The organism is Kosakonia sp. H7A (assembly GCF_003028445.1).
Lineage (GTDB): Bacteria > Pseudomonadota > Gammaproteobacteria > Enterobacterales > Enterobacteriaceae > Kosakonia > Kosakonia radicincitans.
On the sequence record NZ_PYTZ01000003.1, the window covers coordinates 167948 to 189395 of the forward strand.

A 21448-nucleotide genomic window follows, 5' to 3' on the forward strand; every position below is an offset into this window, starting at 1 on the left:
GAATCAGTTACCTTGTGCGTCGCTAACATTTAGTAATGCGCTGGCTTTGGGTAATTCACGAATGAATTGTTCAATCTGATCAAGCGAGGTATCGGTAACGGCAAATAATTCCTCACGATCTTGCGAAAAATAATATTGTGTTTCAAAAACATAAGAGCAAATATTCTTGTCATCACCAATCAAAAGTGTCTTGCCTAAGGGGCGTTGTTCGTAATGGCAACACGGCCCGAACAGCATAACGACCGGAACATTAACCGCATCGGCGATATAAATATTCCCCGAATCCGAAGCGATATAGCAGTCCATTTTGGATATAGCCCAGGGCAATTCTTCAAGTGAGACTTTACCTATCATATTAACGAAATTGGGGAAGTTGCCGTAGGCTGCGGTAATGTCATCCATCCACGACTGCTCATTCGGCGTTCCAAACACGTAAAACACGCAGGGTAGCGTTGCCAGGCAATCAACAATCCGTTTCCAGATAACCGGCGGAACCGTTTTGGCTTTGTTACCTGCGGAAATACTGATACCGATACGAATGACGCCGGGTTTATCGAGGATCTCCGGATAGACGGCAGGCCTGAAGAGCGGTTTTGTCGCATGCTTGGGAGACATCTCCCAGGACAGTGAACGGTCAGCCAACTGCAGATAATTGGTTACGGACAACGTCTTTTTTCCATGATCGACGATACCATCTGCCGTTGCATAGAAGACCCCGTGATACCACTTGCGCGCGTAAGTACTGAGAAACTGCTTATTACTGGCATTACAAACAGCGGCAAAGAACAGGTTTGCGCTATTCGGTTGCAGCAGATAAACATTGTCGTAGCGGTTCATGATATGACAGGCGAAACTGAGTTTTTGCCACAGATTGCGTTTGCGCTGCTCAATAAAAAAAGCCGTTTCAATGGTCTCATCATGCTGTGCCAGCATGCTGACGCTTCGGCTCATCAGTACGTCACTTTTCTGCAGGTACGCCAGTAAAGGTGTCACATTAATAAAATCGCCGATTTTAGCCGTTTGAATGACCAGATTGCGCCCGGTTTTCTTACGGAATAACTTGCGGATGATTTTCACCGGCAGTAATAAAATCAGCAGAAAAATATAACTCATTGATTAGGCATCTCTGTCGCGCAGTGGCTGGTGGTTCTGAAGAAACGTGAAAATCTCATCCGCTGTTATATCTCCCATCCGCCCGGTTGGGCTTACCACCTGATGCTGATTTTTGCCGTATCCGCCAATTAGCCCCGGATCGGTTGGGCCAAACAGCGTGATATTGGGGCGATCGAGCGCAGCCGTTAAATGGCTCAGCCCCGTATCGACGGAAACGACAGTCTGCGCGCCGGCAAGTTGCGCCGCAACCTGCGCCAGCGAAAGTTTAGGCAAAACTTCAACATGATCAAAGCCCGCAGCCATGCGTTCCGCTCGTTGGCGTTCATGTTCCGCACCCCATGGGAGTTTAATATGGATGCCGGTTGGTTGCATTAATTCGAGCAGTTCACGCCAGCGGCTTTCCGGCCAGTGTTTATCATCGCGGGTGGTGGCGTGCAAAAAGATGGCGTACGGCGGATGCGCCGTATCGGCAACGGCAAAATGGCGCGCAATCGCATAATCGCCCTGGGTTTGCGGTTTCGCGTAACCGAGGCTTTTTGCAAACAGCTCGCGGATACGTTCCACCGCATGTTGCTGTTTTGCGATGTGGTGGCGACGATTGTAAAACAGGCTTGCCAGCGGCTCGCGGGCGCTGCTCCAGTCCAGCCCGTGTTTTACTCCGCGCGCCAGCCGGGTAACCAGCGCGGCGCTTTTCACCAATCCCTGCGCATCAATAATGGCATCGTACCGTTCGGCCTGCACGGCTTCGCGGAAGGCTTTGCGCTCTGCCACAATGGGCGCGGAAAACCAGGCTTTACGCCAGCGGCGGATTGCCACCGGAATGACGCGATCAACGGCGGCATGCCAGGAGGGGATCTGGGCAAATCCCTCTTCGACCACCCAGTCAAAGCGGACCCCAGGAATCGCCTGCATGGCATCTGTCAGCGCGGGCAAGGTATGCAGCACATCGCCCATTGAGGAGGTTTTCACGATCAATACCCGCATCGGTTATCCTTCCGCATCCAGCAGCAGTGCATTTAACTCTTCCAGTACGCGTTGCGGCGTAATATCGATCAGGCTCTGATGATAGCCTTCGGCAGCATCGCCTTTACGCACTTTGTGATAGCCGGAAATCAAACGGATGACGCGCGCTTTATGCGACAGCGGCGGGGTAAAATCCGGGCTGCTTGGGCCGTACAGCGCCACCAGCGGACGGTTGAGCGCGGCGGCGACGTGCATCAAACCGGAGTCGTTGGAGACGACCGCTTTGCAGGCGGCGATCAACACCACGGCTTGTTCCAGCTGGGTTTCCCCGGCCAGATTGCGGCACCAGGCTTGTTGCTCGACATTCAGCGCGGCGAGGATCTCGTTGCCCGCTTCATGGTCTTTCGCGGAACCGAACAGCACCACCTGATAACCTTCGTCAATCAACTGCTTTGCCAGTTCCGCATAGTGATAGTGCGGCCAGCGCTTGGCCGGGCCGAACTCCGCGCCGGGGCAGAAGCCAATCATCGGGCGTTCTGCTGAGATGGCAAATGCGGCGCAGGCTTGTGTTTTTTCCCCGTCATTGACCTGCAACTGTGGCCACAGTAGCGGCTGCGGCAGATCTTTCGCCGAGGCCATGACGCCTTTGTCATAGGCCAGCGCTACGTAGCGTTCGACCATCAGCGGCCAGGCTTGCTTATCCAGTACCCGCGCATCGTTCAGCAGCCCATAACGCATCTCGCCGCGCCAGCCGGTACGATGAGGGATTCTGGCAAAGAAGGGGACCAGCGCCGATTTAAAGGAGTTTGGCAGGACGTATGCCCGGTCATAGCGTTTTTCCCGCAGGCTATGGCCCAGCTTGCGGCGCTCGCCAATTTCCAGCGCGCCGTGGCCCAATGGCATCGGGATCGCTTCGTTGACTTCCGGCATGCGTGATAAAAGAGGACGGCACCACGCGGGTGCCATCACATCGATTATCGCTTGGGGAAAGCGCGCTTTGAGCGTGCGATAGAGACTTTGCGACATCATCATGTCGCCCACCCATGACGGGCCAATGACCAAAATTTTCATACTTACGCGTCGCGGTTCAGCCAGGCCATATACTCGGTGACGCCTTCGGCAACGGTTTTAAATGGCTTGTCATAGCCCGCTTTGCGCAGGTTAGTAAGATCCGCCTGGGTAAACGCCTGGTAGCGACCTTTCAGTTTCTCGGGGAACGGAATGTACTCAATAGAACCTTTCTTATGGTAAGCCAGCGTCGCATCCGCAACCGCCTGGAAAGATTCTGCGCGGCCAGTGCCGAGGTTATAAATACCGGAAACGCCGTTTTCCCAGAACCACAGATTCACGGCGGCCACATCGCCAACGTAGACGAAGTCGCGCTTAAAGTTATCGCTACCTTCGAACAGTTTCGGGCTTTCACCGTTGTTCAGTTGGGTATTGAGATGGAAAGCCACGCTTGCCATGCTGCCTTTGTGGCCTTCACGCGGACCATAAACGTTGAAATAGCGGAAACCGACAACCGGTGAATTCGCTTCCGGCAGAATGCTGCGCACATATTCGTCAAACAGCATTTTTGAGTAGCCGTAAACGTTCAGCGGTTTTTCATACTCGCGGGATTCAATGAAGTCGGAGGTACGACCGCCGTACGTGGCTGCGGAAGAGGCATACAGGAAGGGAATTTCACGTTCCAGGCAGTAATGCAGCAGCTCTTTAGAGTACTGATAGTTGTTATCCATCATGTACTTGCCGTCCCACTCTGTCGTGGAGGAGCACGCACCTTCGTGGAATACCGCGTCAATGTCGCCGAACTCTTCCCCGGCCATAATCTGGATCAGGAAATCTTCTTTATCCATGTAGTCGGCGATGTGCAGGTCAACCAGATTGACAAACTTGGTGCCGTCTTTCAGGTTGTCCACCACCAGAATATCAGTGATGCCTTTATCATTCAGGGCCTTAACAATGTTACTGCCGATAAAACCCGCGCCGCCGGTAACGATGATCATAACTGTACCTTTGAAAAGTGGAGCGTTGAGACAATCTCAGACACTAATAATTCTTATCATACCATCACATTGTCGCCCCTTCAGCCATTCCCCCAGAGAAGGGCTTAGCGATGCGTGATTTATGCTACAAATTACATAATGGGTGATGCGTCATCTCGTATCACTGCATAGCTTTCGGTAAGATGTGCCGAAATTTGCCCAGTCTGGAGAATTGCGATGCGTGGGGATTTTTATCAACAGTTAACGAATGACCTGGAAACCGCCCGGGCGGAAGGGTTGTTTAAAGAAGAACGCATTATCACGTCGGCTCAACAGGCTGATATCACCGTGGCGAATGGTAGCCACGTCATTAACTTCTGCGCCAATAACTACCTCGGTCTGGCCAACCATCCCGAACTGATTGCCGCCGCGAAAGCGGGAATGGACAGCCATGGTTTCGGCATGGCGTCGGTACGCTTTATTTGCGGTACTCAGGACAGCCACAAAGTGCTGGAGCAGAAGCTGGCCGAGTTTCTCGGCATGGAAGATTCCATTCTCTACTCTTCCTGCTTCGACGCCAACGGCGGGCTGTTTGAAACGCTGCTCGGCGCGGAAGATGCCATTATTTCCGATGCGCTGAACCACGCATCGATCATCGACGGTGTGCGTTTGTGTAAAGCGAAGCGCTATCGCTATGCCAATAACGATATGCAGGAGCTGGAAGCTCGTCTGAAAGAGGCGCGTGAAGCGGGCGCTCGCCACGTGCTGATTGCCACCGATGGCGTGTTCTCAATGGACGGCGTGATCGCGAATCTGAAAGGCGTTTGCGATCTGGCAGATAAATATGACGCGCTGGTGATGGTGGATGACTCTCACGCAGTTGGTTTTGTTGGCGCGAACGGTCGCGGTACGCACGAGTACTGTGATGTCATGGGGCGCGTGGACATCATCACCGGTACGCTCGGCAAAGCGCTGGGCGGCGCATCCGGCGGTTACACTGCCGCGCGCAAAGAGGTGGTGGAGTGGCTGCGTCAGCGTTCCCGCCCTTATCTGTTCTCCAACTCGCTGGCGCCGGCGATTGTTGCTGCCTCCATTAAAGTGCTGGAGATGCTGGCATCCGGCGCGGAGTTGCGTGACCGTTTGTGGGCCAACGCTCGCCTGTTCCGCGAAAAAATGACCGCTGCAGGCTTTACGCTGGCGGGCGCCGATCACGCCATTATCCCGGTGATGTTGGGCGATGCCGTCGTGGCGCAAAACTTTGCCCGCGAGCTGCAAAAAGAGGGCATTTACGTCACCGGTTTCTTCTACCCGGTGGTGCCAAAAGGCCAGGCGCGTATCCGCACGCAGATGTCTGCGGCGCACAGCACTGAGCAAATTGAACGTGCGGTGGCGGCGTTTATCCGCATTGGTAAACAACTGGGTGTGATTGCCTGAGGGCCTGACATGAAAGCGTTATCCAAACTGAAAGCGGAAGAAGGCCTCTGGATGACCGACGTCCCGGAACCGGAAGTCGGCCATAACGATCTGCTGATTAAAATTCGTAAAACCGCGATTTGCGGCACCGACGTGCATATTTACAACTGGGATGACTGGTCGAAAAAAACCATTCCCGTGCCGATGGTGGTTGGCCACGAATATGTCGGCGAAGTGGTGGGGATCGGTCAGGAAGTGAAAGGCTTCAAGATTGGCGATCGCGTCTCCGGTGAAGGTCATATTACCTGCGGCCACTGCCGTAACTGCCGCGCCGGGCGTACGCACCTGTGCCGCAACACTATTGGCGTCGGCGTAAATCGTCCGGGTTGTTTTGCTGAGTATCTGGTGATCCCGGCGTTTAACGCGTTTAAAATTCCGGACAATATCTCTGACGATCTGGCCTCTATTTTTGATCCGTTTGGCAACGCCGTGCATACCGCGCTCTCTTTCGATCTGGTGGGGGAAGATGTGCTGGTCTCCGGCGCTGGTCCGATTGGCATCATGGCGGCGGCCGTGGCGAAGCATGTCGGCGCCCGCCATGTGGTGATCACCGATGTGAATGAGTATCGCCTGGAACTGGCTCGCAAAATGGGCGTTACCCGCGCCGTGAACGTAGCCAAAGAGAGCCTGGCCGATGTGATGGCAGAGCTGGGCATGACCGAAGGGTTCGATGTGGGCCTCGAGATGTCCGGCGCGCCACCGGCATTCCGTACGATGCTCGATACCATGAACCACGGCGGGCGCATCGCAATGCTCGGTATTCCGCCTTCGGATATGTCGATCGACTGGAACAAAGTCATCTTCAAAGGACTGTTTATCAAAGGGATTTACGGCCGTGAAATGTTTGAGACCTGGTACAAGATGGCGGCGTTGATTCAGTCTGGTCTGGATCTTTCACCGATTATCACTCACCGTTTCGGCGTTGACGACTTCCAACAGGGCTTCGATGCCATGCGCTCGGGTCAATCCGGCAAGGTGATTCTGAGCTGGGAATAAATAAAAAAGACGCCTGCGGGCGTCTTTTTTTACAACAAAGTTCACCTCCTGACGCGCAATTCTGTGTAACCGCAACATTTCACCTGGTCGATAATGCTAACTCGGCTACGCTGTTGATGATTGGTTTAACTTTCATTGCGGGTGAGCGATATGTTCAAAATATCGGTCTGTTTGCTGACATTTAATTCGGCGCGCCTGTTACGGGAAGTCTTGCCGCCGCTCATTATCATTGCAGATGATTTCGTTGTTGTGGATTCCGGTAGTACGGATGCAACGCTGGAAATATGCCGGGAATACGGAATAGATGTTCATCACCGTCCCTTCGATATACACGGACAGCAAATGAACTATGCCATTAGTATTGCCGCTCACGACTGGGTTCTGTGCATGGACAGCGATGAAATACTCGATGAGCAGGTCGTTAACTATATCCTTAAATTAAAAGCGGGTGAGGAACCCACGCCTGAGCGGGCGTGGCAACTGCCCCGTTACTGGTATGTGTTGGGAAAAGAAGTGCGTACGCTCTATCCCATTTCTTCACCGGATTTTCCGGTACGTTTATTTAACCGCCAGCGTGCACGCTTTAACGAGCGTCCGGTTGACGATCAGGTCATCGGAGAGATGACCTGCGAAAAAATACCAGGCCGGGTACGTCATGATACGTTTCATACACTGCACGAGATGTTTAATAAGCTAAATAGCTACACCTCGCGGTTGGTTAAATATCGTGATATTCGGCCTTCTGTTTTGCGGGGAATTATTAGCGCTATCGGGGCTTCTTTTAAATGGTATCTGTTTAGCGGCGCATGGCGTGAAGGGAAAGTGGGCCGCTGCCACCGGGCTGTATGCCACGCTCTACAGCTTTATGAAATATTTCAAAGCCTGGTATGCCCACAAGGAAGAGAAATTCTCTGCAACGACGGAAGATCATGAGAAAAGAACAACTTAAGGCAGCCACTCCGCCCAGAGCCGTGAAGCACATTTCAACAATAAAAGGGGCCGCGGCCCCTTTGTCATTTCTGTAACTTCTCTTGATCGGTCAGGTAGCGCACTTTACGCGTATAGTCCTGACCTTTGAAAAGCAATTTATTATCTGTCGAGTCGAGATATTTTTGCCATTCGGAGAGCGGAAAACCACCATGGGCGCCAATAACCTCTTTGGGAATAACCGCTTCCTGACCGCCGATTTTCTTGGAAACCGGCCAGTTCATCCAGTCACCCAAATTAATCGTCTTTAGGTCCAGCAAATCCAGTAACGCTGCGAGCGGCAGCTGATCGGTTGGCGGCTGGCTATCGTCCATCAGTTCCCAGGTATCCTGGAACAACGTCAGCCAAAGCGGACAAATACGCCGCCAGGTTTTTTTTGTTGCCGCAAGAAAAGCGCCGTTAACGTGATCCACTAAATACGGGCGCACGGTCTCTTTATAGTAGGCAGGAACCTTTTCTGTGGGCGCGCCGTCCAGCTTGGCAATCATTTTTCCCTGCCGGAAGCTGGAATATATATGCATATCCGTCATACGGATTTCAGGCATTTTGAGTAAATTCAGATCGGAATCGATCATCAAAATACCTTCTCCTTTGGCCTGCAAAGGCGCATTCAGCTTAATCAGGCGGCTCAGGTAAATTTGTTTGTAGCGATATTGCTCTTCACGTTTCGGCAGATCGAGCGTCACGACGCGCGTTTTAGCGGGCAACTGACCAAATGCGGATGCCAGCTGATCGCTGACAATGACAATTTCCGTTATCTCTTGCGCATAACGTTCGGCAAAGGTTGCCGATAACAGCGCTTCCTCAATGTAATCCGCGCCTGTGCAGGGAATGACGACGGAATCCACCGCAACACGTTTCTCATTCGGAGAAAGCGTCGCATAAGGAATATTGTGGCGGCCGGTAATATGGCGGTATCGGGAGTTGAGAAATTTAAACATGACGCTCTCGTTCTGAAGAAGGGGTTTCTAGCACGGCTTCAACACCAGCCACGTAATGCTCAATGGCGTAATGATGGCATACGTTTTCGTAGGCTCTGGTGACCAGCTGTGAGCGCAGCGTTTCGCTTGCCCATACCTGCTCCAGATGTGATGAAAGCAGGGCGATATCACTCCACGGAAACAATAATCCTGTTACCTGATCTTCGATAAGCTCGGCCGTACCAGTCACGGCGGATCCAATAACGGGAATTTTTAACAGCATGGCTTCCAGAACAACGCGCGGTAGACCCTCGCTTTGCGATGCCAGAATAAAGGCATCGAAAGTGGAAAGGTAGTCAAAAGGCTGGTTCTGAAAACCGGTAAACACGATCCGTTCCGCAATCCCCAGTGATTTTGCCTGATTAAGCAACGCACCGCGTTCCACGCCTTCGCCAACAATGATCATCTTCCATTTAGCCTGCGGGTTGCGCTGGCTAAATGCGCTTAATGCGCTGAGAGTATGATGGTTCGCTTTGCGCGGGATCAGCGAGCCGATACTGCCAAAAATAAACGTTTCATCATCCAGCCCCAACTGTTGGCGCATTGCGCGGCGGTCCGGCATTTTCTGATGGATATCAATCGCGTTATTTACCGTCGTACAGAGCTCCGGCTTAACGCCATGCTGAAGCAAAACGCGTTCAACGCCGTGGGATACGGCAATGATCTGCGTGGCATAGCGGTTCACCAGTGCCACCAAAGGTTCATTCAGCACTGGCTCGATACGGCAGTGTTGAATCAGGCGCACTGGCAGCCTCGCCGCTGCAAGGTAGCCTTCTTCGTTGGAGCCTGGCTGGTTGTTCATGTACAGCGTATCGTAGCCGCCTTGTTTCAATAAGCTCTCAATACTGTGTACATTCGGCTGAATGCGCCACTGCCGGTCGATATAACGGGTATAAGATTTACGTGCAGTTCTGGAAAAAAAGAGTAACCCGCGGCCCGTTTCTTTGGCGAGTTTTGCCCACCAGGGCTGCCTGCGTTGCGGGATGACAATAAGCGGAATGCCGATGCTGTGTAAAACCTGCTCGATAGTTTGTCCCTGGGCGCGGCTGTAATTATTGTAAAAACAGCACGTAATATTGAACTTCTGGCGATCGATACGCTTCAGAAGTTCGAGCATGCTGTTTGTACCACCACCCCACTCTTTACCCGTATCAAGCAGGAGAATCTTATGTCGTTGCGGCATTTCTTAACCTTTTGGCTTGCACAATAGTGATGCTTAAAACACAGGCACCGTGTGCTGAATCTCAGTTAACCGGCGCGAAATTATTGTTTTTGACCCCAGCCGCGCCACTGGTTTTGCATATAGTGAACCAGCGAACTGTCGAGAATGCTTTCACCTACCACGCTAAAGAAGCGGCTGGCATAAACCGGCTGCGGTTTTTGCTTCGTTTTACACTGTTTAACACCGCGGAACGGGTTACGTGGTGGCGGAGTGATGCCGCCGGGCGCTGTGGTATTTGGTGTTGAGGTATCGATCTGCGGCTCATTCAGCAGGCTGCTCGGGCGCACCAGCGTGATATCCGCAGGCAGGCTGGACAGCGCCTGTTGCAGGACGCGGACGGTCGCCGGATGCGGATGACCGATAGCAATGGCGGAACCGTTGCGGCGAGCCAGCTCAACGGCGCGGTTAAACTGACGACGAATATCGCCTTCGTTTTGCGTATCGTCGAGAAACACTTTGCGTTTCAACACTTTCACGCCGGTTCCCGTCGCTGCGCGCATCGCCTGGCTGTTGCCGATGGTCATGCTGTCGAGAAAGTAGAGGTTATAGCGCTCCAGCGCCTGCATCACTTTCTGCATGCCGAACAGGCTCGACGTCATGGCGCTGCCCATGTGGTTATTCAGCCCCACGGCGTAGGGCACTTTGCTGACGGCATCGCTGATAATACGTTCAATCTCCGCGCTGCTCATTTCCGGACGCAGCGTGTCTTTTTCCAGCGGTTGTTTGCTGAGCGGCGCCATCGGCAGGTGAATCAGCACTTCATGGCCGCTGTTGTGGGCTTTGGTCGCCATTTCCCGCGCATGTGTGGCGTTGGGCAATACCGCAACGGAAATCGCCTGTGGCATCGCCAGCACCTGATTTTCAGTCAGAGGACGATAACCAAAGTCATCGATAACGATAGCCAGTTTTCCAGCGAGAACCGGCGCAGAAAAAACCAGCGCAACGGCGAGAGAAAGCGCAAGATGACGAAACTGAAGCAAAACTTATCTTCCCAACCACGGCTGTGGATTGACCGCCTGACCCTGACGGCGAATTTCGAAATAGAGTGAAGGCCGGCCCTGACCGCCACTGCTGCCTACGAGGGCTATCGGTTGGCCTGCGCGCACCTGCGTGCCGACGCTGACCAGCGCGCTCTGGTTATAACCGTAGAGGCTCATGTCGCCTTTACCGTGCTCAACCACGACCACCAGGCCGTAACCCTGTAGCCAGTCGGCCAGGATCACACGTCCATCGGCGATCGCTTTAACTTCGCTGCCTTCAGACGCACCGATAACAATCCCTTTCCACCGTAGCTCACCCTGCAACTGTTCGCCATAACGATGCAACAACGGACCGCGAACCGGCCAGATTGCCTGGCCCGATGGCGAGCCTAACCCGCCGGTACGGGACATCAGCGAGCGTTCGCTTTCGGTGGGTTTGTAGGTGGTGCCTTTGCTGCTGGCTTCTTTCTGGCGATCGCGCACGGCCTGCGCTTCACGCGCTTCACGATCGGCGCGCGCTTTGGCTGCCGCTTCCGCACGGGCTAAGCGGTCACGCAAGCGGGATTCGTTGGCGCGCATCTCGCTGAGCTGCTGTTGTCCTTCCTGGATAGAGGATTCCAGCCCGGAAAGGGTTTTCTGCCGCTCATTACGGGCTTGTTCAAGCTTGGCCTGCTGCGCTTTTTGCTCGTAAAGCAGGGTTTGTTGCTGGCTCTGTTTCTCTTCCAGCTCGGTTTTCTGCGTCGCCACTTCTTCACGCGTTTGCTTCAACTGGGCGATCGTTTCCTGGCGTGCCTTGTTGAGATAGCCGAAGTAAGCCTGTAAACGCTGGCCGCGCTGGCTCTCTTCACCGCTTAAAAGCAACTGAATGCCCGTGTGCGGCCCCTGGCGGAACGCGGCATCAAGTTGCGCTGCCAGATTGCGTTCCTGCGCCGCGCGCTGGCGTTCCAGTTTGGCGATCGAGGCATTCATCTCATCGATTTGGCGGTTGAGTTGCGCAAGTGTGTTCTGGGTTTCCCGCAGCTGGCGGGCGGCGGCGGAAATAGCCTGTTCCTGCGCTTTAAGCTGGGCAAGAAGGCCGGAGCGTTGCTGTTGTTGCTGGCGTACCGCGCGCTCTTTCTCGGCGATATCGGCCTGAATGGATTTGAGCTGGTCGCGGTCATCCGCATGGGCGGAAACGGCGCACAGCAATGCGCCAGCGCTGAGTGCGCTGGCGCAGAGAAGGGGCCGGAACCTGCCCCATGTAATTGAAAAAATCGCCTTTCCCCTCATGGGGAGCGATTATTCCACGATGAACAGCGGCTTACCAGTCATCTCTTGCGGGATTTCCATGCCCATCAGCGTCAGCATGGTCGGTGCGATATCGGAAAGTTTTCCGCCTGCAACAGCCTTCACTGGCTTATCGCCAACGTAGATCAGCGGCACCGGCAGGTTGGTGTGCGCGGTATGCGCCTGGCCGGTTGCCGGGTCGCGCATCTGTTCTGCGTTACCGTGATCGGCGGTGATCAGCAATTGACCGCCCACAGCTTCGACCGCTTTGGTCACTTCCGCCACACAGTGATCCAGCGCTTCAACCGCGGCAACTGCTGCATCGAATACGCCGGTATGACCAACCATATCACCGTTCGGGTAGTTACAGATGATGGTGTCGTATTTGCCGCTGGCGATCGCCGCAACCAGTTTTTCGGTCAGCTCGGCGGAGCTCATCTCCGGCTGCAAATCGTAAGTCGCCACTTTTGGCGAGTTGATCAGAATACGGTCTTCGCCCGGGAACGGCTCTTCAACACCGCCGTTAAAGAAGAAGGTCACATGCGCATATTTTTCTGTTTCAGAGATGCGCAACTGCGTTTTGTTGTGCTTCGCCATCCACTCGCCAAGCGTGTTAGCGAGAGAGGCTGGTGGGTAAGCCACGGCAGTTTTGATGTCTGCGGCATATTCCGTCAGCATCACGAAATCCACATTAACCACTTTCTTACGTGCGAAGCCGTCGAAATCCGCGTTGACGAAAGCGCGGGTAATCTCACGCGCGCGGTCAGCACGGAAGTTCATGAAAATCAGCGCATCGCCATCCTGCATCGCGGCATCAGCCTGACCCGCAGCACGGATCACGGTCGCTTTGACGAATTCATCGTTTTCATCGCGGGCGTAAGCCGCTTGCAGGCCAGCCACCGCGCTGTCGACAGTAAACTCGCCTTTCGCTTGCGTCATCAGATCATATGCCTGCTCTACGCGATCCCAGCGGTTGTCGCGATCCATGGCGTAGTAACGGCCGATGATTGAAGCGACGCGGCCTTTGCCCAGCGCGGCAAACTTGTCTTCGAATTTTTTCAGTGAAGATTCCGCGCTGCGCGGCGGCGTATCGCGACCGTCGAGGAACGCATGCAGGTAGATTTTGTCAGCGCCGCGCTCTGCGGCCAGTTCTACCATCGCCATAATATGGTCTTCGTGGCTGTGCACGCCGCCTGCGGAAAGCAGGCCCATAATGTGCACGGCTTTACCGGCTGCTACGGCTTTATCCACCGCGCCGCTCAGCACCGGGTTGCTGAAGAAGGTACGTTCTTTAATTTCAACGTCCAGACGGGTCAGATCCTGATAAACAATGCGACCCGCGCCGAGGTTGACGTGGCCGACTTCGGAGTTCCCCATCTGGCGATCCGGCAGACCGACTTCAAGGCCTGACGCATCAATCAGGGTGTGCGGACGTTTTGCCCACAGCTGGTCCATTACCGGGGTCTTTGCGTTGAAAATAGCGTTATCCTGCTGGTCTTCGCGGTAGCCGTAGCCATCCAGAATCACCAGTACCATAGGTTTTTTAGAAACCGACATTGCGACACCCTCTTGCTCAGAAGACAAAAAAATTTTGCGTAATTTTACTACAGCTGAATCGATAAAATAGCCGCAGAAGATCAAAGAAAGCGGCTGCCTGTGGGGCTGATTTACGGGTGTTTCTTTCTTTTTTTCGTAACACTCCGCAGAAAATGCATTCCATCGCGCTCGCTGGCTGTATTTGCCACACTGCGCAGGTATACTCCTTTCCTGGTTTTTTAATCACTAAGTCGGGAGCTGTTACCCCAGATGCAAGAAATTATGCAATTTATTAGCCGCAACCCCATACTGTGTATCGCCTGGATTGCGTTATTCGGGGCTGTATTATTCACTACTTTCAAAGGCCTGGCGTCGAAAGTAAAAGTGATTTCTCGCGGCGAAGCCACACGCCTGATCAACAAAGAAGAGGCTGTCGTTGTGGATTTGCGTCAGCGTGATGATTTCCGAAAAGGGCACATTGCAGGCTCAGTTAATTTGCTGCCAAACGAGATCAAAGCCAATAATGTAGGTGAGCTTGAGAAACACAAAAGCGCGCCAATTATCGTTGTTGACGGTAGTGGCATGCAGGCGCAGGCGCCGGCAAATGAGCTGGTGAAAGCGGGCTTCGAGAAAGTCTTTGTGCTGAAAGATGGCATCTCTGGCTGGATCGGTGAGAATCTGCCACTGGTTCGCGGTAAATAATTGCTCCGGCGAGCTGCGGCTCGCAGGGGACATCAGGAGACTAAAGTCATGGCCAATATTGAGATCTACACGAAAGCAACCTGCCCGTTCTGCCATCGCGCAAAAGCGCTGCTGAGCAGCAAAGGCGTCGCTTTTGCTGAGCTGCCTATCGATGGCGACATGGTAAAACGTGAAGAGATGATTCAACGTAGTGGCCGTACAACGGTTCCGCAGATTTTTATTGATGCACAGCACATTGGCGGCTGTGACGATTTATATGCGCTGGATGCGCGTGGCGGGCTGGATCCGCTTTTACGTTAATGCTTTTAAAGCACTACAACACTTAAGGGTTATTCACTCATGTCTGAACAAAACAACACCGAAATGACTTTCCAGATTCAGCGTATTTATACGAAAGATATCTCTTTCGAAGCGCCGAATGCACCGCACGTCTTCCAGAAAGAGTGGCAGCCGGAAGTGAAACTGGATCTCGACACAGCCTCCACGCAGCTGGCTGAAGGCGTTTATGAAGTCGTATTGCGCGTTACTGTCACGGCTTCTCTTGGTGAAGAAACCGGCTTCCTGTGCGAAGTGCAGCAGGGCGGTATCTTCTCTATCGACGGTATCGAAGGAACGCAGATGGCGCATTGCCTGGGTGCATACTGCCCGAACATTCTGTTCCCGTATGCCCGTGAATGCATCACCAGCCTGGTATCCCGCGGTACATTCCCGCAACTGAACCTTGCGCCGGTTAACTTTGATGCGCTGTTCATGAACTACCTGCAACAGCAGACTGGCGAAGGTGCTGAACAACATCAGGATGCCTGATGAACGCACTTAATGCTGCAATGACTGTGATCGGTGCCGGCTCTTACGGCACCGCTCTTGCCATCACGCTGGCAAGAAATGGCCACCAGGTTGTGCTGTGGGGTCATGACCCGAAACATATCGCGACCCTGCAACACGATCGTTGCAATGCCGCATTTCTTCCCGATGTGCCTTTTCCTGATTCGCTGCAATTAGAAAGCGACCTTGCGCGTGCGCTGGCCGCCAGCCGCAATATTCTGGTGGTCGTACCCAGCCATGTGTTTGGCGATGTGCTGTCACAGATAAAGCCGCTGATGCGCGATGATGCACGCATTGTGTGGGCAACGAAAGGTCTGGAAGCGGAAACCGGACGACTGCTACAGGACGTGGCGCGTGAAGTTTTAGGTTCGGCGATCCCGCTGGCGGTAATCTCCGGTCCGACATTTGCCAAAGAACTGGCGGCAGGTTTGCCGACGGCTATATCGCTGGCTTCTACCGATCCGCAATTTTCTGAATATCTTCAGCAACTTCTCCACTGCGGCAAAAGCTTCCGTGTTTACAGCAACCCGGATTTCATCGGCGTGCAGCTTGGCGGCGCGGTGAAAAACGTGATTGCGATCGGCGCGGGAATGTCTGATGGCATTGGTTTTGGCGCGAATGCCCGTACGGCCCTGATTACTCGCGGTCTGACGGAAATGTCGCGTCTTGGCGCGGCGCTGGGGGCCGATCCGTCCACCTTTATGGGCATGGCGGGTTTAGGCGATCTGGTGCTGACCTGTACCGACAACCAGTCGCGCAACCGTCGCTTCGGCATGATGCTTGGCCAGGGAATGGATGTGCAAAGCGCACAGGACAAAATTGGCCAGGTGGTGGAAGGTTATCGCAATACCAAAGAAGTTCGCGCTCTGGCGCACCGGTTTGGCGTTGAAATGCCAATAACCGAGGAAATTTATCAGGTATTGTATTGCGGAAAGAATGCACGCGAGGCAGCATTGACACTATTGGGTCGTGCTCGCAAAGACGAACGCAGCAATCACTAAATACACTTCTTCTTGTTGCCTCTTTGTTGGCTAAGCCTGTGTCCCCGGTGGCTTGTATAAGTACCAGGGCGCACGGGCTTACTGCTTTGACGCATCCTGAATACTTTTGTTTATTGAAACGCAGATATTCCTGGAGTAAGCAATGCCGTGTGAAGAACTGGATCTGGTCTGGAATAATATCAAAGCCGAAGCCCGGGCGCTGGCGGAGTGTGAGCCGATGCTTGCCAGTTTTTATCATGCAACGCTACTCAAGCACGAGAATCTGGGCAGCGCCCTGAGTTATATGCTGGCGAACAAACTGGCTTCGCCGATTATGCCGGCGATTGCCATCCGTGAAGTGGTGGAAGAAGCCTACGCTGCCGACCCGGAAATGATCGCCTCCGCCGCCTGCGATATTCAGGCCGTGCGCACGCGCGACCCGGCGGTGGATAAATACTCCACGCCGCTGCTCTATCTGAAAGGTTTTCACGCCTTACAGGCCTATCGCATTGGTCATTGGCTGTGGTCACAGGGCCGTCAGGCGCTGGCAATTTTCCTGCAAAATCAGGTGTCGGTGAGCTTCCAGGTGGATATTCACCCGGCGGCGAAAATCGGTCGTGGCATTATGCTCGATCACGCCACCGGTATTGTGGTTGGTGAAACCGCCGTCATTGAAGACGACGTCTCGATTCTCCAGTCGGTTACTCTCGGCGGTACCGGGAAAACCAGCGGCGATCGCCATCCGAAGATCCGTGAAGGGGTGATGATTGGTGCCGGAGCGAAAATTCTCGGTAATATTGAAGTCGGACGCGGCGCGAAAATCGGTGCCGGTTCGGTGGTGCTACAACCCGTGCCGCCGCACACCACTGCGGCCGGGGTTCCGGCGCGCATCGTGGGCAAACCCGAAAGCGATAAACCGTCGATGGATATGGATCAGCATTTTAATGGGATCAACCACGGGTTCGAGTACGGCGACGGCATCTAATTTTCCGGCTATTTTACTCGCCTGAACCAGGGCAGTGCTCAAAATCCTCACGTACATTGTGTACGCTCCGATTTTTCCGCGCTGTCCGTGTTCTGTCTGCCCTCGCCAATAACGCCAGAAAAATTGACGCGTTAACACCAACTTCCAGGTCGGATAAGGCATTGCCGCTATCCGACAATCCGTTAACTCCGCAGCACCGCGCCGGGATAGCCCAGCTGGCGCCAGGCTTCATACACCACCACGGATACGGCATTTGACAGGTTCATGCTGCGGCTGTCCGGCATCATCGGAATACGGATTTTTTGCTGTGGCGGCAGCGCATCAAGGATCGTGGCGGGCAGGCCGCGCGTTTCCGGGCCAAACATCAGATAATCCCCGTCCTGAAAACTGACCGCGCTGTGTGCAGGGGTACCTTTAGTGGTGAGCGCAAACAGGCGCTGCGGCTGCTGAGCTTCGACAAACGCAGCGTAATCCGCGTGGCGCTTCACTGCAGCGAACTCATGATAATCCAGCCCCGCGCGGCGCAGACGTTTATCGTCCCAGGTAAAACCCATCGGTTCGATAATGTGCAGGCTGAAACCGGTATTGGCGCACAGGCGAATAATGTTCCCGGTATTGGGTGGGATTTCTGGTTCAAATAATACGATGTTTAACATACTGCCCCCTTAATAGCGGGGGCAGGATAGCACTCTCTAAGCCGCATCGCCATGCGTCAGCGGTGCCAGCGCGGCGGGTAGCTGGTGGAGCGTTTGTACCAGCGATTCTTTGCTGATTTCGCGAATCGATTTCGCGCCGGTCAGCGTCATTGCCACTTTCATTTCTTTCTCGATCAGATCCAGCAAGTTCGCCACGCCCTTGCGACCATGCGTTGCCAGCGCATACAGATACGCGCGGCCCAGCAGCACGGAATCGGCACCGAGCGCAATCATACGCACCACATCAAGACCGTTGCGAATACCGCTGTCAGCCAGAATGGTGATATCGCCTTTTACCGCATCGGCAATCGCTGGTAATGCACGGGCGGAAGAGAGCACGCCATCCAGCTGGCGGCCACCGTGGTTGGAAACCACAATGCCATCAGCGCCGAAACGCACCGCATCGCGGGCATCTTCCGGATCGAGGATCCCTTTGATCACCATCGGGCCGTCCCAGAATTCGCGGATCCACTCCAGGTCTTTCCAGGAAATGGAGGGATCGAAATTCTTCGCCAGCCAGCCAATATAGTCTTCCAGCTCGGTCGGTTTGCCGAGATAGGCGGAAATATTACCCAAATCATGCGGACGGCCATTTACCCCCACATCCCACGCCCATTGTGGATGCAATACCGATTGCACATAACGGCGCAGGGCGGCATTGGGGCCGCTCATTCCGGAATGGGCATCGCGGTAGCGCGCGCCCGGCGTCGGCATATCCACGGTGAAGACCAGCGTCGAGCAGCCTGCGGCTTTTGCCCGTTCCAGCGCGTTACGCATAAAACCGCGATCGCGCAGCACATAGAGCTGGAACCACATCGGGCGTTTGATGGTTGGTGCCACTTCTTCAATCGGGCACACCGAAACGGTGGAGAGTGTGAATGGAATGCCTTTCGCATCGGCAGCGCCTGCGGCCTGCACTTCGCCACGACGGGCATACATACCGCACAGCCCGACCGGCCCCAGCGCCACCGGCATACTGAGCTTCTCATTGAATAGCGTGGTGTCGAGGCTGAGCGTGGACATATCCTTCAACACCCGCTGGCGCAGCGCCACCTGTGACAAATCTTCCACGTTGCGGCGCAGGGTATATTCGGCATACGCGCCACCGTCGATATAGTGAAACAGGAACGGCGGCAAAATGCGTTTTGCCGCTGCGCGATAGTCGCTGGCTGCGGAAATAATCATGCTTTTTTCTCCCTTGAATGCGAATTCTGCTCGTCGGGCAGGCGGGTGATGCGCGCCTGGCGGGCCTGATCTTCATCAAATTGTCGAATAGTGGTATGCACAAAACCGAGGTGCGCCATCATCGCCTGACGCGCGCCATCAGCATCGCCCGCGAAAATGGCGTCCATCACCGCGCGGTGCTGTTCGGTCAGACGGGCAAAAACGGGCGGCACGAGATACATGCGCTGGCGGCTCTGTTTTACCGAGGATTGCAGCAGGTCGAAGAAGCCGCGCATCGTTTGCAGCAGCACCACATTATGCGAGGCTTCTGCAATGGCGAGATGGAAACGCACATCTGCCTGCGACGCGAGATCGGGGTCATCCGACTGCGAGGCGTCAAAGCACAGGGCAATCTTCTCTTTATCCGCTTCGGTGGCGCGCATGGCGGCATGCCATGCGGTGCTGGCTTCAATGGCGTGACGGGCTTCGAGGATATCAAAGCTGTAATCGGGGTCATCGCTGAGCAGCGTTTTCAGCGGCTGAACAATATTCTGTTCTGACCAGGTTTCGTGCTGCCAACGTACAAAAGTACCGCCGCCGCGACGGCTCAGCAGCACGCCTTCGCTGACCAGTTTCGCAAGGGCTTCACGCAACGAATTGCGCGAAACCCCAAGCTGTACGGCCAGCTGGCGTTCGGCGGGCAGTTTCATGCCCGCTTCCAGTTGTTGTTCAGCAATCAGCGCCCGAACGCGGTCTGCAACCTCGTCAGCCAGGCGTCGGGGTAAAACCGTCATGGGATCATCCAGGTCAGTACATAAGCCTGAAGTGTGGTGATCACACCCACCATGCAGGTGAAAATCAGACTGTGTTTAACGGTAAAGCGGAACAGGTCTGACTCTTTGCCAACCAGTCCGACCGCCGCACAAGCAATGGCGATCGACTGTGGCGAGATCATTTTGCCGGTGACGCCGCCGGTGGTGTTGGCTGCGACCATCAGCACATCTGAGACGCCGATCTGCTGAGCGGCGGTCGCTTGCAGCGCGGCAAACAGCGCATTCGATGACGTGTCGGAACCGGTGAGAAATACCCCCAGCCAGCCGAGGAATGGCGAGAAGAAGGTGAAGGCGCTGCCGGTATGTGCCAGCGCGAGTGCCAGCGTCGACGACAGCCCGGAATAGTTCGAGATAAAGGCGAAGGCCAGTACCATACCGATCGAGTAAATCGGCAGCGCCAGATCTTTCAGCGTACTGACAAAGGTGCTGACCGCCTCTTTTGGCTTCATGCGCAGCCAGACAATTGACAGGATCGCCGCGAACAGAATGGCGGTGCCGGTGGCAGAGAACCAGTCGAATTTATACACCGCGGCATACGGCGTGGCGGCACTGACAACCGGCGGCATGCGGGCAACCAGCTTGTCGAGATGCGGCACGGAAATATTGAATACCCAGTCATACAGCGCGCCGCCTGGTGCAAACAGCGCTTTGAACGGCGGCACGCTCCACAGCGTGACGGTTGCTGTCAGGAACAGGAACGGCGACCAGGCGCGCAGAACCTGCCCGGCACTGTAGTGCGTGCGTTTTAAATCGAGATCAACCTGCGCCGCACCCATGTCGCCAAAGCGGAAGATGCGCACCGGCCGCCAGCGTTTCAGGAACAGCGTCAGGCACACCAGCGAAACCAGCGACGAAATGATATCCGGCAGTTCCGGGCCGATAAAGTTGGAGCTCAGATATTGGGCAACAGCAAACGAGCCGCCCGCCACCAGCACCGCAGGCCAGGTCTCTTTCACGCCGCGCCAGCCATCCATAATCGCCATGATCCAGAACAGCACGATAATGGTCAGGAACGGCAACTGGCGGCCTACCATCTGGCCAATCTCAAAGCTCTCCAGCCCGGTGACCTGGCCTGCGACCAGAATCGGAATACCCATCGCGCCAAACGCCACGGGCGCAGTATTCACAATCAGGCATAAACCGGCGGCATACAGTGGATTAAAGCCCAGCCCGACCAGCAATGCGGCGGTGATTGCCACCGGCGCGCCGAACCCGGCCGCCCCTTCGAGAAACGCGCCAAACGAGAAACCGACAATTAACATTTGCAGGCGCTGGTCGGGCGTAATCGAGAGGATTGATGAGCGGATAATGTCGAACTGCCCGGTTTTCACCGAGATCTTGTAGACAAATACCGCCGCCACGATGATCCACGCAATCGGCCACAGGCCATAGAAGAAGCCGTAAACCACCGAGGCAAGGGCGTGATCCACGGGCATATGGTAAAACAGCAGCGCCACCGCAAGGGCGATGGCGACCGTCCAGCTCGCGGCCACATAGCCTTTGAGCTTGAGTTTTATCAGAGCAAAAAAGAAAAACAGGATCGGTAGCGATGCGATCAGACTTGATAGCCAGAGGTTCCCGGCCGGGTCGTAATTCTGTTGCCAGAGGCTCATGCAGGTGTCTCCCGAGAACCACAACAAAGCCGGTACGCGGTAAGTCTGTGCTTAACGCTGCGTCACAAGTTTTGTAAAAGTGGTCCTGCCAATGCGATGGTGTAGGGTTGGTGATAACGAATGGTTATCCAAATGTTGCATTTGGGCAAT

Annotated in this window: 20 protein-coding genes and 1 pseudogene; 8 read left to right on the forward strand and 13 right to left on the reverse strand. The window is 54.6% G+C overall.

Features of this window, described 5'->3' with window-relative positions:
• Positions 1–3: 3 nt before the first annotated feature.
• From CWM66_RS13725 to rfaD, 4 genes are read right to left on the reverse strand one after another with little or no spacing between them, the layout of a single operon-like run.
• Positions 4–1113, reverse strand: a complete 1110-nt coding sequence (locus tag CWM66_RS13725; RefSeq protein ID WP_007369504.1) for a glycosyltransferase family 9 protein — start codon at positions 1111–1113, stop codon at positions 4–6.
• Between the two features lie 3 nt (positions 1114–1116).
• Entirely contained in the window at positions 1117–2097 is a 981-nt protein-coding gene (gene rfaC, locus CWM66_RS13730) for a lipopolysaccharide heptosyltransferase RfaC (protein ID WP_107146790.1), read from the reverse strand.
• Between the two features lie 3 nt (positions 2098–2100).
• Positions 2101–3147 carry an ADP-heptose--LPS heptosyltransferase RfaF gene (rfaF, locus tag CWM66_RS13735; RefSeq protein ID WP_035886784.1) on the reverse strand — a complete coding sequence of 349 codons (1047 nt, stop codon included), beginning with the start codon at positions 3145–3147 and terminating at the stop codon, positions 2101–2103.
• A 2-nt stretch (positions 3148–3149) separates the two neighbouring features.
• Positions 3150–4082 (reverse strand): ADP-glyceromanno-heptose 6-epimerase, encoded by a 933-nt coding sequence (gene rfaD, locus CWM66_RS13740; RefSeq protein ID WP_007369507.1) that lies wholly within the window; start codon positions 4080–4082, stop codon positions 3150–3152.
• Positions 4083–4298: 216 nt separating this feature from the next.
• Here rfaD and kbl point away from each other — a divergent pair, with 216 nt between their 5' ends.
• The 3 genes and pseudogenes from kbl to CWM66_RS13755 all read left to right on the forward strand — a co-directional run bounded on the left by kbl (position 4299) and on the right by CWM66_RS13755 (position 7479).
• Entirely contained in the window at positions 4299–5495 is a 1197-nt protein-coding gene (gene kbl, locus CWM66_RS13745) for a glycine C-acetyltransferase (protein WP_035886783.1), read from the forward strand.
• A gap of 9 nt (positions 5496–5504) precedes the next feature.
• Positions 5505–6530 (forward strand): L-threonine 3-dehydrogenase, encoded by a 1026-nt coding sequence (tdh, locus tag CWM66_RS13750; RefSeq protein ID WP_007369509.1) that lies wholly within the window; start codon positions 5505–5507, stop codon positions 6528–6530.
• Positions 6531–6680: 150 nt separating this feature from the next.
• Positions 6681–7479, forward strand: a pseudogene (locus CWM66_RS13755) (glycosyltransferase family 2 protein).
• 64 nt (positions 7480–7543) lie between these two features.
• On the opposite strand, the gene CWM66_RS13760 reads toward CWM66_RS13755, so the two are convergent.
• The 5 genes from CWM66_RS13760 to gpmM form a co-directional block, all read right to left on the reverse strand.
• On the reverse strand, positions 7544–8458 hold the full coding sequence (locus CWM66_RS13760) for a hypothetical protein (protein ID WP_107146791.1): 915 nt from the start codon (positions 8456–8458) through the stop codon (positions 7544–7546).
• Positions 8451–9680 carry a glycosyltransferase gene (locus CWM66_RS13765; RefSeq protein ID WP_107146792.1) on the reverse strand — a complete coding sequence of 410 codons (1230 nt, stop codon included), beginning with the start codon at positions 9678–9680 and terminating at the stop codon, positions 8451–8453. Before CWM66_RS13765 ends, CWM66_RS13760 begins: the two co-directional genes overlap by 8 nt.
• Positions 9681–9760: 80 nt before the next feature.
• Entirely contained in the window at positions 9761–10699 is a 939-nt protein-coding gene (locus tag CWM66_RS13770; RefSeq protein WP_107146793.1) for a divergent polysaccharide deacetylase family protein, read from the reverse strand.
• 3 nt (positions 10700–10702) lie between these two features.
• The gene (gene envC, locus CWM66_RS13775; protein WP_007369514.1) at positions 10703–11968 is read right to left on the reverse strand and encodes a murein hydrolase activator EnvC; all 1266 of its coding nucleotides are present in this window, start codon (positions 11966–11968) and stop codon (positions 10703–10705) included.
• Between the two features lie 9 nt (positions 11969–11977).
• Positions 11978–13522: a 2,3-bisphosphoglycerate-independent phosphoglycerate mutase gene (gene gpmM / locus CWM66_RS13780; protein ID WP_007369515.1), complete on the reverse strand. Its 1545-nt coding sequence runs from the start codon at positions 13520–13522 to the stop codon at positions 11978–11980.
• Between the two features lie 249 nt (positions 13523–13771).
• Between gpmM and CWM66_RS13785 the strand changes: the two genes are divergently transcribed.
• From CWM66_RS13785 to cysE, 5 genes are all read left to right on the forward strand, one after another.
• Positions 13772–14203, forward strand: a complete 432-nt coding sequence (locus CWM66_RS13785; RefSeq protein WP_007369516.1) for a rhodanese-like domain-containing protein — start codon at positions 13772–13774, stop codon at positions 14201–14203.
• A gap of 48 nt (positions 14204–14251) precedes the next feature.
• The gene (gene grxC / locus CWM66_RS13790; protein WP_007369517.1) at positions 14252–14503 is read left to right on the forward strand and encodes a glutaredoxin 3; all 252 of its coding nucleotides are present in this window, start codon (positions 14252–14254) and stop codon (positions 14501–14503) included.
• 39 nt (positions 14504–14542) lie between these two features.
• On the forward strand, positions 14543–15010 hold the full coding sequence (secB, locus tag CWM66_RS13795) for a protein-export chaperone SecB (RefSeq protein WP_007369518.1): 468 nt from the start codon (positions 14543–14545) through the stop codon (positions 15008–15010).
• Positions 15010–16029, forward strand: a complete 1020-nt coding sequence (gpsA, locus tag CWM66_RS13800; protein WP_107146794.1) for an NAD(P)H-dependent glycerol-3-phosphate dehydrogenase — start codon at positions 15010–15012, stop codon at positions 16027–16029. The genes secB and gpsA overlap by 1 nt, the downstream gene beginning before the upstream one ends.
• Positions 16030–16171: 142 nt before the next feature.
• Positions 16172–16993 carry a serine O-acetyltransferase gene (gene cysE / locus CWM66_RS13805; RefSeq protein WP_007369520.1) on the forward strand — a complete coding sequence of 274 codons (822 nt, stop codon included), beginning with the start codon at positions 16172–16174 and terminating at the stop codon, positions 16991–16993.
• 182 nt (positions 16994–17175) lie between these two features.
• On the opposite strand, the gene trmL is transcribed toward cysE, so the two are convergent.
• From trmL to lldP, 4 genes are read right to left on the reverse strand one after another with little or no spacing between them, the layout of a single operon-like run.
• A complete protein-coding gene (gene trmL / locus CWM66_RS13810; RefSeq protein ID WP_007369521.1) occupies positions 17176–17649 on the reverse strand; it encodes a tRNA (uridine(34)/cytosine(34)/5-carboxymethylaminomethyluridine(34)-2'-O)-methyltransferase TrmL in 474 nt (157 codons plus the stop codon).
• Positions 17650–17685: 36 nt separating this feature from the next.
• A complete protein-coding gene (lldD, locus tag CWM66_RS13815) occupies positions 17686–18873 on the reverse strand; it encodes an FMN-dependent L-lactate dehydrogenase LldD (RefSeq protein WP_107146795.1) in 1188 nt (395 codons plus the stop codon).
• Positions 18870–19646: a transcriptional regulator LldR gene (lldR, locus tag CWM66_RS13820; protein WP_035886775.1), complete on the reverse strand. Its 777-nt coding sequence runs from the start codon at positions 19644–19646 to the stop codon at positions 18870–18872. The genes lldD and lldR overlap by 4 nt, the downstream gene beginning before the upstream one ends.
• Positions 19643–21298, reverse strand: coding sequence for an L-lactate permease (gene lldP / locus CWM66_RS13825; RefSeq protein ID WP_007369524.1), 1656 nt, complete (start codon positions 21296–21298; stop codon positions 19643–19645). Before lldP ends, lldR begins: the two co-directional genes overlap by 4 nt.
• Between the last annotated feature and the right edge of the window lie 150 nt (positions 21299–21448).